The 12,822-nt window shown below is 41.2% G+C and carries 14 protein-coding genes; 12 read left to right on the forward strand and 2 right to left on the reverse strand.

Translation table 11 applies throughout. From position 1 onward, the window contains the following. The first annotated feature begins 20 nt into the window (after nt 1-20). Together SKC37_RS10165 and SKC37_RS10170 are read left to right on the forward strand one after the other, a co-directional pair. On the forward strand, nt 21-1,127 hold the full coding sequence (locus SKC37_RS10165) for an endonuclease/exonuclease/phosphatase family protein (RefSeq protein ID WP_377981364.1): 1,107 nt from the start codon (nt 21-23) through the stop codon (nt 1,125-1,127). After that, nucleotides 1,117-2,412 (forward strand): APC family permease, encoded by a 1,296-nt coding sequence (locus SKC37_RS10170; protein WP_377981365.1) that lies wholly within the window; start codon nt 1,117-1,119, stop codon nt 2,410-2,412. The genes SKC37_RS10165 and SKC37_RS10170 overlap by 11 nt, the downstream gene beginning before the upstream one ends. An 89-nt stretch (nt 2,413-2,501) precedes the next feature. Here SKC37_RS10170 and SKC37_RS10175 read toward each other — a convergent pair whose 3' ends face one another. Next, nucleotides 2,502-3,749, reverse strand: coding sequence for a D-alanyl-D-alanine carboxypeptidase (locus tag SKC37_RS10175; RefSeq protein WP_377981366.1), 1,248 nt, complete (start codon nt 3,747-3,749; stop codon nt 2,502-2,504). Nucleotides 3,750-3,800: 51 nt separating this feature from the next. Between SKC37_RS10175 and SKC37_RS10180 the strand changes: the two genes are divergently transcribed. Both SKC37_RS10180 and SKC37_RS10185 read left to right on the forward strand, forming a co-directional pair. Continuing rightward, nucleotides 3,801-4,163: an SLC5/6 family protein gene (locus SKC37_RS10180; protein ID WP_377981367.1), complete on the forward strand. Its 363-nt coding sequence runs from the start codon at nt 3,801-3,803 to the stop codon at nt 4,161-4,163. Next, nucleotides 4,160-5,176, forward strand: coding sequence for a sodium:solute symporter family transporter (locus SKC37_RS10185; RefSeq protein ID WP_377981368.1), 1,017 nt, complete (start codon nt 4,160-4,162; stop codon nt 5,174-5,176). The genes SKC37_RS10180 and SKC37_RS10185 overlap by 4 nt, the downstream gene beginning before the upstream one ends. Here SKC37_RS10185 and SKC37_RS10190 read toward each other — a convergent pair. Beyond that, the gene (locus tag SKC37_RS10190) at nt 5,157-5,594 is read right to left on the reverse strand and encodes an NUDIX domain-containing protein (RefSeq protein ID WP_377981369.1); all 438 of its coding nucleotides are present in this window, start codon (nt 5,592-5,594) and stop codon (nt 5,157-5,159) included. The two genes, SKC37_RS10185 and SKC37_RS10190, sit on opposite strands and share 20 nt — an antisense overlap. Nucleotides 5,595-5,667: 73 nt before the next feature. Between SKC37_RS10190 and SKC37_RS10195 the strand changes: the two genes are divergently transcribed. From SKC37_RS10195 to SKC37_RS10230, 8 genes are all read left to right on the forward strand, one after another. After that, nucleotides 5,668-6,765, forward strand: a complete 1,098-nt coding sequence (locus SKC37_RS10195) for a Nif3-like dinuclear metal center hexameric protein (RefSeq protein ID WP_377981370.1) — start codon at nt 5,668-5,670, stop codon at nt 6,763-6,765. Nucleotides 6,766-6,804: 39 nt separating this feature from the next. Next, the gene (locus SKC37_RS10200; RefSeq protein ID WP_377981371.1) at nt 6,805-7,614 is read left to right on the forward strand and encodes a zinc ribbon domain-containing protein; all 810 of its coding nucleotides are present in this window, start codon (nt 6,805-6,807) and stop codon (nt 7,612-7,614) included. A 170-nt stretch (nt 7,615-7,784) separates the two neighbouring features. After that, nucleotides 7,785-8,144 carry a helix-turn-helix domain-containing protein gene (locus tag SKC37_RS10205; protein ID WP_377981372.1) on the forward strand — a complete coding sequence of 120 codons (360 nt, stop codon included), beginning with the start codon at nt 7,785-7,787 and terminating at the stop codon, nt 8,142-8,144. 271 nt (nt 8,145-8,415) lie between these two features. Next, the gene (locus tag SKC37_RS10210; protein WP_377981373.1) at nt 8,416-8,676 is read left to right on the forward strand and encodes an HTH domain-containing protein; all 261 of its coding nucleotides are present in this window, start codon (nt 8,416-8,418) and stop codon (nt 8,674-8,676) included. A gap of 24 nt (nt 8,677-8,700) precedes the next feature. Continuing rightward, nucleotides 8,701-9,174, forward strand: a complete 474-nt coding sequence (locus SKC37_RS10215) for a hypothetical protein (protein ID WP_377981374.1) — start codon at nt 8,701-8,703, stop codon at nt 9,172-9,174. A 100-nt stretch (nt 9,175-9,274) separates the two neighbouring features. Beyond that, the gene (locus SKC37_RS10220) at nt 9,275-9,985 is read left to right on the forward strand and encodes a hypothetical protein (RefSeq protein WP_377981375.1); all 711 of its coding nucleotides are present in this window, start codon (nt 9,275-9,277) and stop codon (nt 9,983-9,985) included. Between the two features lies 1 nt (nt 9,986). Beyond that, nucleotides 9,987-10,715: a hypothetical protein gene (locus tag SKC37_RS10225; protein ID WP_377981376.1), complete on the forward strand. Its 729-nt coding sequence runs from the start codon at nt 9,987-9,989 to the stop codon at nt 10,713-10,715. Nucleotides 10,716-10,779: 64 nt separating this feature from the next. Further along, nucleotides 10,780-12,810 carry a DUF4116 domain-containing protein gene (locus tag SKC37_RS10230; protein WP_377981377.1) on the forward strand — a complete coding sequence of 677 codons (2,031 nt, stop codon included), beginning with the start codon at nt 10,780-10,782 and terminating at the stop codon, nt 12,808-12,810. Nucleotides 12,811-12,822 lie beyond the last annotated feature (12 nt).

Consider the following 12,822-nt stretch of genomic DNA (forward strand, 5'->3'; position numbering starts at 1 on the left):
GACAATGTGTATCTTTGGGTATGGCAAAGCGACCCCTAAAGAAAAAAATTACCTCTTCCTTAATTTGGCTAGGAACGCTGCCATTGTGCTTATACACGCTTTTGACGTATCTATTAAGCTATTCTCTAATCGTAGAGCACTGGTTTGCGGGCTTCCTGATGATGACGATGCCCTATGCCCAATTGTTGTGTCTTTTGTCTCTGATTTACTGGACATTTCAGCGAGCGAAGCGAGCGCTTTTGCCCTTGATCGTGCTAGCGCTAGGCTATGGATTTATCGGAAGGCATATTAGCTTTCATCAACCGGTTGCTACCTTAGAAAAACCCTTGACGGTGATGAGCTACAACGTTTTTGGGATGTATTCGAATGATTACGAGGCCAAAAAAGAGTCATTAGAAGAACTGAAGAAATTCATCCGAGATTACGATGCAGACATCAAATGTTTCCAAGAATTCTACTCGCATTCAGACAGAAAAGCCTTTCACACCGTCTCCTATTTAAAGGAAAAATACCCGCATTACGCCTTTATACCGTTGAAAAAGCAGTTATTTGACTCGCATGAAAAGATGGGATTGGTGGTATTCTCGAAGTACCCCATTATACATGAGGAGGGGGAGCAATTTGAAAATTCTGCCAATGGATATCTGTTAACGGACATCGTAAAAGGCAAGGACACGATCCGCGTGATTAATCTACAACTTTGGTCTATGGGAATTCGGGTCAATAAAATGACGTCGAAAATTCGCTTGCAGGATTATACAGATGCCCAAAAAGAGGGGCGCGGCATCATTTCCTCCCTCCGAAAAGGCTTTATTGAGCACAAAAAGGAGATGGATCAAATCAATCGCCTCATCCAAAAAAGCCCCTATCCTATCTTAGTTGTGGGGGATTTAAACGAAACCCCGTCCGGATGGGCTTATGGAACCATCCGCGAACGATTGCAAAATTCGTTCGAGGAAGCGGGATCTGGTTTTGGCTTTACCCTAAATCGTAGCCCATACCTGGTACGGATTGACAACCAATTCTTCTCCAAAGAATGGCAAGCCACTAACTTCCTGACCCTACGAAATATCAAATACTCCGACCACTTCCCTACCGTGGGTCAATACATCCTGCATGGAAAATAAACTCTGGAAAGTCTTAGGAGTCGCTTTCAATATCAGTGTAACGTTAGGTGGCACCATCGGAACGGGAATACTGCGCAAACCGGGTCCCATTGCAGCCTCCTTACATGACCCCTTGATTATCTTAGGCTTGTGGGTCCTGGTCGCTATTTATGCGTTATTAGGCGTTAGTTGTGTGTTAGAACTCAGTTTATCTATTCCCAAAGCAGGTTCTTGGTATGGCTATGCCGAACGGGCTTTTGGCCGCTATATCGGCTTCCTAGTAGGATTGACCTCGTGGTTAGGCACGGTGACCGCCCTAGGTTTTGGGTCGTATACTTTTAGTGAATATTTGATCATCGTATTCCCTGCCTTAAGCCCCTTTTTAGTGTATTGCGCTATCGGCATTTTAGCCCTGTTGTGGCTTTTCCATCAATTAGGAGTGGTCATGGCTGGTAAATCACAAGAATGGCTGAGTGGCATTAAAGCAGGTGCCTTGTTCTTCTTTATCGGACTTTGTTTCTTCTATGGCCAAGGAGGCGTTTTCGCAGAAACAACTCAGGCACCTAGCGGCTTGCCGCTGACGACTGGCATTATGACAGCCCTTTTATCGATCTTTTATGCCTTTGACGGCTGGCATACGGCCAGTTATTTCACGGAAGAAAATAAGGATCCTGTCAAAAATATGCCATCGATGTTCATTGGTGTCATCATCGTCGCGGTCATCTATTTATTGATTAACGTGGGCATATTATATAGTCTACCACTAGAAACCCTTTCAAACAGTAAATTAGCAGCTGCGGATGCCATGAAAGCGTTATTTGGAGCAGATATGGGCCGCTGGATTACCGTATTTTTGATGCTCAGCATTCTAGGAATTTTGAATACCCAGGTGATGTTCGCCCCCCGCGTGATCTATTCGATGAGTCGCGATGGCCTATTTTTTAAGCAAGCCCAAAAAGTAAATGCCGCCGGCTCCCCCACCACAGCGACTCATTTAACGGTATTCGCGGCTTGTCTGTTTCTATTAGCGGGAAAAGAAATTAATGAACGCCTATCTGATATCGCGACGTTCTTTTTTGTCGCTAGCTATTTGGCCGGATTCTCTTCTTTATTAAAACTACGTGTCGCAGAACCAAATCTGAAAAGACCTTACCTTGTTTGGGGATATCCCGTATTACCGTGGATACTCGTGATTATCTCGGCCCTATTCCTAGTGGGAACATTAGTGACTAATCTGGGTAGCGTGGTGTATGTGGTAGGGTTTGTGGGGGTGAGTTATTTAGTATATCGAAAGTTCTTACGATAGTCGACTTCGTCTTAGTCATCGCTGCGCGATTTAGTCGCTGCTACGCAGCCTAGTCCTCCATTTACCATTCACCACTTACCATTCACCATTTAGTGTATCGCTTTCAAAAACTCCACCACCGATTGCTTAATCTCCTTAACTGGCGAATTGCCTAGATTAGACATCACAGAAAATGCTAGCGTCTTTCCGCTTTTGGTGACATAATACCCTGAAAGATCATAGGTATTACCATAAGAGCCTGATTTCGCCCAAATGTGCACGCCCTCATTTAGATCTTGGATATTTCTGAGCGTCCCCGTCTTGCTAGCTTCTGGCAAAAGTGCATGCAAACGATCAGGCGCTACTTCTTTGGCTAAGGCTTCCAAAATATAGATTAAGTCTTTTGGCCTAAATAAATTATACCGGGAAAGACCCGAACCATCTACCCAACGAATGTCTTTAAAAAACTCGTTCCCGGGTTCTTTCTTCAAATTCTCCATCACCTCATTGGGATCCCAGCCTTTTTCAGCCGCTATCATCACTAATAGCTGTTCGGCCACTTGGTTGTCACTAACATGTAACATAAGTTTATGAAGACTATCGATCTTTCCGGCATAGAAAATTCGAGCATCCGGATGAACCGCAAGTGGCATCGTTTCTACTGACTTATGCAAGGTGTCTGTCAAAAGAAAGGCGGTCATTTCTGGGGAAGTTATGAAAGGAACATCTTGTGCACCGTATTTTTCCGTCTTCAATTCAGGTAAAGTGAAGTCATTTTTTAAGCGATTACGACGTACTTCCAGGGTAGTTCCTGTCTTAGAAACGGAGGAGAAAATGTCAGGCATAATGGCCCAGCGTTTTTGGTCAGCGGAAAAGTTAACTACGTTTCCATACAGGGGCATGTCTGAAATCTCCGCGGAATAATAATCATTGTAGTCATCAGCTGCCCAGCCAGCTCCTTGTGGGAAAAGTGGCTTTAGCGGTGCGCCATACACTACTACTTTCGAAGAAGCGGCTAAATAATCACGTAAGGCCGTATTTTTCAAGGTTGGGTGCAAGTTGCTAATGTCGCCGGTTCCCCAGAAAAATAGGGTATCCTTTGTTTCGCGGTATTTAAAAGCGGGGATTTGGGAGCCTAGAATTCTGTTCGCTTGTAGGAAAGTCAAGAGCTTCACGTTCGAGGCCGGCATGAAATACTGGTTTGCGTTTTGTTCAAAAAGCACTTTGCCTGTGCCTAGATCCTTAATCATGACGCCGCTGGCCCGCTGAGCGAGGCTCGATTCGTTGAAGGCGATTTGCAAATGGGAGCTTTGGCAACCTGCTAAAGCTAGCATAAATAAAAAGGCTAGATTTTTCATACGATAAAGGTAAAAGGTTTTCGTATTTTTGGGCTCATTTTCGATAAAAGAATGCTCGTAGCTTTCGTCATATTCTATCTCGCATTAAATCTTGCGGTGGGTTGGTGGGCCAGTAAAAAGGTGCAAACCACGAAAGATTTCGTTTTGGCGGGCCGTACCTTGCCCTTTGCCATGGCTACGATGGTCACGTTTGCTTCATTTTTTGGATCGGAGAGCATTTTAGCTAGCGGGAAAGAGTTTGTTCATGGGGGCGTGTTAGCTGTTATTGAAGAACCTTTTGGGGCAGCTTTAGGCTTGTTTTTAGTAGGGGCTATTTATGCCAAAAAACTCTATTCTTTGCCCGTATTAACCTTTAGTGATTATTTTCGGTTGCGTTTGGGGCTTTTTCTGAAAAGCTTTCGGCTATTATTATGATCCCCTCGTATTTTGGCTGGATTTCTGCCCAATTAGTGGCTTTAGGACTTACTTTACACCTTTTATTGCCTGTTTCGACGGAGACGGGGATTATCATTGGAGCACTGCTGGTGATGGCCTATACCCTACTAGGCGGTATGTGGTCGATCTCGGTGACTGACTTTTTCCACAACATCATCTTGATCGCAGGATTATCGTTTTTAGCCTATTTATTATGGGCCAAAGTACCGGACTTCAACCAACTCATCGCCTCACAACCCAAACATTTCTTCCGCGCGATTCCGGTGGAGAATACCTGGAAAGATTGGCTCGTCTATGGAGCGGCGTGGATGACGATAGGTTTAGGTTCGATTCCGCAGCAGGATATTTTCCAGCGCGTGATGTCTGCGAAAAATGAAAAAGTGGCTGCCAAAGCAAGTATCGCCGCTGGCGGAATGTATTTAACGATCGCCTTATTGCCTTTGTTTATCGCCTTTATCGGCGTTCGACTTTACCCCTCCTTGCTTGCAGAGGATGATTTATTGATCCCCACGTTGGTGATGAAATTCACTCCGAGGGCCATGCAAGTCTTGTTTTTAGGGGCGCTACTTTCTGCCTTGTTAAGTACCACTTCTGGGGCGATTTTGGCTCCGGCTTCCGTATTAGGGGAAAATATATTAAAACCCTTACTGCGACAGCCCTCTGATAAGACCGTGTTATTGTTTATCCGGATATCGGTGGTTTTGGTGACTATGGCCTGTATTATTATGGCTATCGAACGTCAAAACATCTTCGAGCTGGTAGGAGAAGCATCAGCATTCAGCCTCGTTTCCCTCTTTATTCCGCTCAATGCAGGCCTGTGGTATAAGAAAACCACGCCATTTGGCAGTCACTTGAGTATGATTTTGGGATTGGCATTTTGGGGATATTTTCACTTTATCAACCCCTCAGAAATTCCAGCGGTGTGGTATGGTTTGATGGCAGGCCTTGTCGGGCTTTTGTTTGGCAATCTAATTAAAACCAAACCTGCTTAAGCGTTCCTACGTATTGTCCTTTCTTTCCCGAGTGTACGAAATCAAGGATCGCATCAGTAAAAGCGGGATAGAGATTCAGTTCAGCCAATTTATCCACTGGCATCCAAACTAACTCATTTGCCGTCGTTTCATCTGGCTGTAATTGTGGAATACCTCCTACGATATCGCCCTCAAATAATACATGTAAACAAGCGTCGTAATCCGTGGTTGCATGTACCTGACCCACCGCTATCATTTCACCCACTTCTACCTCGATACCTAGCTCCTCCTCCAATTCTCTGCAAACGGTTTGATCAAAATTTTCACCAGAGTCCACATTCCCCCCTGGCAATCCAAACTTGGTGCCTGCCTCGTAATGATAGGACAAAAGAAGTATATGATTATTTTCTAGGATGAGAGCCGCTGGTCTAATTCGCATAAAAGAGGATAAATTTGAAAGGTTAAATATACCATTAGATTTCCTAAATTGCAGTCAAAATGAACGTAGTAGCATGCAAATAAGACAAATTTTACAACACCTTGAAGCGTGGGCTCCAGTAGCCTGGCAAGAATCCTACGATAATTCCGGGTTGCTGGTAGGCGATAGCTCAGCAGAAGTAAAAGGGGTTTTAATCAGCCTAGATTGCACGGAAGAGGTCGTAGAGGAAGCCATCAAAAAGGGCTGCAACTTGATTATTTCACACCATCCCATCGTTTTCTCTGGTTTAAAACGAATCACTGGGGCAAACTATGTCGAGCGAACGGTCATCAAGGCCATTCAAAATAATGTTTGTATATATAGCTGTCATACCAATTTAGATCATGCGCCTAAGGGTGTCAGCTATCAACTGGCCCAAAAATTAGGCATTACGGGCCAGGTATTGAAACCGATGCGCGGTGCCTTGAAAGCATTGCAGTATTATGTGCCAGCGTCGCATGAGCAAGTCTTGCGAGACGCTTTGCATGCAGCTGGAGCCGGGAATATTGGCGAATATTCTTCTTGCAGTTTCACTCAGGAGGGTTTAGGACGCTTTCAGCCGTCCGCTGAGGCGAATCCGCATACGGGTGAAGCTAATGTTTTATCTGAAGTACAGGAGGTAAAGGTCGAGATGATTTTTCCGGCACATTTGGAATCAAGTATATTAAACGCTTTAAAAGCTGCCCATCCCTACGAGGAGGTTGCTTATTCCATTTATTCGCTCGATAATACATGGCAAGAGGTGGGATCTGGTTACTTGGGAGTTTTACAAGAGCCACTAGAACCAACTGAGTTTTTAGCTTTTGTCAAAAAACGTCTAGGCTTACAAGCACTGAAACACACGGCTTTGCCTGCAGGGCCTGTTTCTAAGGTGGCAGTCTGCGGAGGGGCAGGAAGTTTCTTGATTAAAGAGGCTTTGAAAAACCAATGTGACGCGTTTTTAACGTCTGATATCAAGTACCACGAGTTTTTTGACGCAGAAAATCAATGCCTACTTATCGATGTGGGGCATTACGAATCAGAAGTCATGATTATTGATGCGGTACATGACTATTTATCAAAAAAATTTAGTACTTTTGCGGTTCTCCTACAAAAAAGCGAGGTCAATACCAATCCGGTATTCTTCTCTTGATAAAGGATAGAATTTAGACAATTCAAATAAATTAGACTAATGGCTACAGTTAAAGAATCTAGCATTGCAGACCGATTAGAAGCGCTTTTGAAGCTTCAAACTATCGACAGCACACTCGACAAAATTAAGCAAGTTCGTGGAGATCTACCGGAAGAGGTTCGTGATTTAGAAGATGAGATCATGGGTTTAGAGACTCGTTTGGCTAAATTCCAACAAGACGTTGCTGATCTTGAAGAGCAAATTGCTAATTATAGAATAGCGAAGAAAAACTCTGATAACTTAATCATTAAGTACAAGGAACAACAAATGAATGTGCGTAATAACCGCGAATTCGATGCAATTTCTAAGGAAATTGAATTGCAAGGAATCGAGATGGAGATTGCGGACAAGCGTATTAAAGAAATCGACTTCAAGGTTTTGAACAAAAACGACGAAATCGCTTCTGTAGAATCAAACTTGTTTGAGCGCAAGAAAGATCTTGAAATCAAGCAAAATGAATTACAAGTTATCATCGCAGAAAGCGAAGAAGACGAGCAAAAATCATTAAAAGATCGCGAGAAAGCTGTAAAGGCAGTAGATGAGCGTCTTTTCAAATCTTACACAAAATTACGCGATAACGCACGTAACGGCTTAGCCGTTGTTTTAGTGAAGCGTGGTGCTTGTGGTGGATGTTTTAGCTCTGTACCTCCACAACGTCAAACAGACATCAAAGACAAGAAGAAAATCTTAGTTTGCGAGCATTGTGGACGCGTATTCGCCGGTGTGGAAGATGTGATTCCAGCTCCAGAAAAAGAAAAGAAATCACGCGCTAAAGCTGCACCTAAAGCAGAAGCAGTTGTCGCTGAATAATTTCAACAGAATAGAATGAAAAAGCCCGCTAGAGATAGCGGGCTTTTTTTGTGATTATAAGCAAGAAAGTTTGCAAAATGAAAACTAATGTATAATCTTGCATATGATAAAATCGAAGCCGCTACCATTTCATTCGACACAAATATTTTAGATTTTAAAACAAAAAAGCCATGAACTGGAAGGTCTTAAAAACGGAGTCAGAATACAAAAAAGCTTCCAAGAGGCTCATGGAGATTTTCCACGCAAAATCCAATACCCCAGAAAAAGATGAATTAGAACTTCTAATGGTATTAATTGAGGATTACGACAACAAACATTTCGAACTACCTGAATTAGATGCCCTTGAAGTAATTAAATACAAAATGGAAGAAATGGGTATGAAAGCAAAAGACCTCGAGCCTTTAATTGGAAGTAAAGGTCATGTCTCATCTGTTCTTTCTGGCCGTCGTGAAATCACCCTAAAAATGGCCCAAAAATTAAAAGATTTTTTTCGAATTCCCGCTGAAGTCTTTTTGCATAAAGCAGAATAATTTGCCATATTTCCCAAGTTGATTTCGGGTTTTTATAGACCTATTTCAAATTCAACCAAAAGAGTGATAATTGTCACTGAGCTAAGCTCTGTCATTTTTTGTCATTCCCGAAAAACACCCTAATGACTCCATTAGGCTGCATTTTCGCCGAATAATCAATCTAAAGTCAGTAGATTTTGACACTGAAATATCAGTCATTTTAAGCCGCGGAAGAAATGGTTTGAAATAAAAAAATACCTTTGCATCCTCATTAACAAAAACCTGTTCTACGATGTACACAACCCAGCCCTCCACACCTGTCCTATCTGTTTCAGATTTAGCCCTTGGAATCAAGTGCAAATCCAAACGAGCGCGAGTGGACACCTTGCTTCAATTCCTTATGCAACACAAGGGATCTTTTGTAAGCAAGCGAAGAATGTCCGCCTTGCTGTCTGTCACTGATCGATCGCTGTATAGGTACCTGGGAGAGTTAAAGACCCTAGTGCCGATCGAATCAAAAAGCGGCATGTATGGCTTGGCTAATGTGGCGTAATGTAAAACTTAAAATTTTTAAAAAATGAGTAAGACGAAAAAACAAAAAATGGAGTTATTGTACCGTATTTGTAAGGCCTTGTCCCCCTTGTATGGTGAAATCGAGGAGGAGAAAGTACGTGGGCAGATTTGTACCATGATAGGTGCCCAAATATTCTATATCGGCTGTCCTGCGGATTCATTTCAAAAAATTTCCGTAGCCGCAAAAGAAGAATTAGCGGCCTGGCAGGCGGAGGGTTTGAGCAAAGCCAAATCCTTACAAAAACTGACTAAAGAACACCAGACTCCTCGGAAAATTGGTGGCATGCAGTTGATGGAGTATATGGCCGGACACCAGGTTTCCTATGAAGAATTTGAGTCTAAGTTACAGACCTACATTGAGTGGAATTATGTAACGAAACAGGAGAATAATAACTTGAAACCATTCCAAAAGGTGGGGAAATTTACCAGCCCTGAACAGAGCTACCGTGCTGCAGGAGTGGTGTTAGCTGATTTTTAATTGTGTGTGTTTGTTTTCATAATCGTTGTTTGGTGATTAATTGTGATCCAGGAAATTCGGCTGCTTTTAGCGGCCGAATTTTTACTAAAACCTCCTCACTATGGATGCCATTTTTATTGGGTTAATCTCTTTCTCGGTTGCCATGCTCATCCTCTCATTCTTGATAGAGGAGCCTGCTTCCCTAGATCGCATCCATAAAAATCTAGCCGGATTGGATGTGCTTCCCTTAAAAAAAGGCGAAAAAAGCAAGTTTAAGTTAACGATTACGGATGCGAATGGAGAGCTAGTTGTTTACCCCCTAAACCAAGATTCTTTCTATTTTACCATCGCGCATTTCGCACCGGATTGTGAAAAGTTTGTTGATTATATGCTGGAGCTTTGGTGCTTAACGCCCTTTAATCTGGTGCTGACGAATGGGTTAGGCGCGACGAAGAAGACTGAGACGCTGGGACTTTGGCAATATAATGGGAAGCAACATACGATTAGTCTTTGTACGAATGATATCCAAAGAGAAGTCATTGCCCTCGTGCTTGTTCACGAGATTGCTCACCTGCGAGTTCATACGCTGACCTCTTATGCCTATGTGTATAATTTAAGCGGCCAGAAAATCAAATCACCGTATTATGGGATGAGCGTGAAGCCGCATGGACCGCAGTTTGCCGCCGTCTTCTCTGAACTGAGCCAGCCTACGTTAGAAATGAATAAGCTCTATTCTGCTAAACAGAAAAGACACCTGAAAGCCTTTTTTCAGTCGCCCAAAAAAGTGCATTTAACTCCCCTCGCAAAATGCGGCGGCATTCCCGCCTATTAAGATGAAACAGATCATCACGCATCGCAATCAGACGACCATCTCCATCACCAATGGAGATAGCCATGTATTCATTCAGACGAATCACGACTCCCCTAGCCTAATTCAGGTCAACGCAAACGGAATACAAATTCAGATTCAAACAGGTGGAAACGCCCGAGTGAATCCCACTTATGATACGTACGAGGAGGTAAAACCCATCGCCTTGCCCAGGCCTGTTACGCCTAGGCCAGTGACTCCTAGGCCTATAACACCTCCGCCGGTTAGTCCTAAGCCTCCCGTACCGCCTAAGCCATCAACTACGGGGTTTAACTTTTGGCCTTTCCGGAAATCCATTAAACACGTCAGCGATCTGCCCATTCAAACGACGGAATTCGTCCGCTTAGCCCTGAAATGGTGCGAGGAGCATATCGAAAAGACGAAAAGAAAATACACCTATGAACTAAAATATTACAAGCCCAAAAAGACCCTGGGCACCTACCAATATTCCACTCGAAAAATAACGGTTTACGTCTACCCCTCTTTAGAATTAAAATCGCTTTGCAGCACAATTATCCACGAGTACGCCCACCATTTACATTTAAAAAGCCAAGCAGATCAAAACGAATATGATCGCTTAGAACGCAAATACGGCTACTGGGACAATGCATTCGAGAAGGAAGCTAGGGCCTTTGAGCAGATGTTTGTAGATGCACTTTGGGAGTATATGAGGGGGGTGGTTACCGTTGGATAAATAATGGTGAATCTTATCAAATAAGTTTACTATTTTTCATCTTAATATTATCAAATTAACTCCTATGAATTATACTGTCCAAAAACGAATTAAGGAAATCATTGAATTACTAGATCAGATTATTTATGATTTAGAGAGGACCATAATAAAATTTGATTTGGAGAGACCCAATGCAGAACATAGGAGAGAGACATATCGGAGAGCTATTAAATTCTTTGATTCTAAGATGGAATGGGAAAATATAGTCTTAGAAAAAACCATCCAATTAAAGAATTCAATTCAAAATGAATATCATGCAGAGTTAGAAGAATTTGAAAAAAAACAATTCATTCTTAGTGATTGGAGAATTCGATTTGATGATAACAAATTCGACAGAATACGACCCTATTTTTTTGATGAACATTTCCTTATCGAACTATTCAGTCGCTATCCACAACTTTTATTAGAGGTTGATAAATTTATTATTGCTGATTTTAATATTGCCTGGGGACCGACATTTACCAAAATTGCCATTGAATTAATAACAAAAAGAGAGTGTAACTTTGAAGCATTTGATCACTTAATGAGTCGAATTCAAGGGGAAAACTGGTCTACTAATGATGAGCCGTTTGTTCCTTTATTATTTTCCCCAGAGCGTTTCGATAAGGCTGAATTAGATCAAAAAATAAAATCAAATTATGAACGATTTTTAAAAATTGATGCCTTAATCAATAATGGATTTTACATTAATCAAATTTATGATTCAAACGATGACCTAGAGTTAACATTATCAAGCCTTATTTCATCAGAAAAAGGATATCAAAACATTTCTGACAAGTTTAAATCAAATGAACTAGTTTACTTATTTGCAGCTTTTAACAATTCTCTCTCATTTAAATACGCACTCGACAACATTCGCAGTAATGAGGCTATTGTAAATTTTGTCTTAACTATCGATGAAAATAAATTAAGAACGTTCCACATGTATGAGGAGAGGGGTACCGTTAATAAACAACATACTAGAAATATTTATCCTTATGCCTCCGAAGAAATAAAATCAAATAACTATATAGCTTATAAGACGGCTGGCCAATTTGGAGGGGCTTTACAATTCATGAGTGATCGCCAGAAAAATAATAGGGACATTGCTGAAAAATGCATAACTAATAATGGGTGTGCAATCCAATATTTACACGAACCGCTGAGATCTGATAAAGAATTGTCAATACTTGCAATTAAACAAAACCCGAATGCTTTTGATCATTTAAATTTAGAGTTGAAATATGATTCAGAGATACTTTCACATATATCAGATTCTAAAATTTTAAATAAGATCAATATACCCAAAAAAATAAAAACAACGAGTGATCAAAACAAACAACTACTTCTAGAGAGGCACCAATTAAATCCTGAAATAATTAATTATTGTGGGGTTAACCTCCAAAAATGGTTTCTGAAATATCAAGAGGAGCAAGAGATTTATAATAATTGGCTAAAGAATGAGACTGCCCAACGCCATGAACAATTTAATGGGCTTAGTCAAATCTCCCCAAATGAGTCGTATTTCATTTCAAAATATGCTGTCCATAACTGTATTGATGTAGGTTGTGGCACAGGAAATAGAACATTCCCTACATTTTTGAATAAACAAATTGACTTTAAAGGGATCGATAATCAAACGCACCTTATTGAACACCGTTCATATAAAAATTACATTATTAAAAAAGACATCACTTCTCCAATTTTTGACTTAGAAGAAATAGATAAGGGTGTATATGATATTGCGTTTTATTTTGGAGGAGTAATTAATGGATTTATTAGTAATCCTGTAAAATTTAGTGGGTGGAAAAATCTGGAAAAAATTGCAAAAAAACATGCCAAATATGTATTGGTAGATACTTTGTCTCATTTTATCTGGTTTAAAGATGAAACAAAATATTACGGTGAAGTTATACAATTGAATCCCGCATTTCCTCCTCAGTTTTTCTATTCACAACGTGGTTTAAATACCCTATTTGCTAAACACCACTTGGAGATTGTAGAGGAAAAAGAGGAAGTTTTGGGAGGAGGTTCCTACAAGAGAACTCATTATCTATTAAAACACGTAGGTGCTTAAAAATTTTAATTA

This window comes from Aquirufa esocilacus (assembly GCF_042715595.1).
Taxonomy (GTDB): Bacteria; Bacteroidota; Bacteroidia; order Cytophagales; family Spirosomataceae; genus Aquirufa; species Aquirufa esocilacus.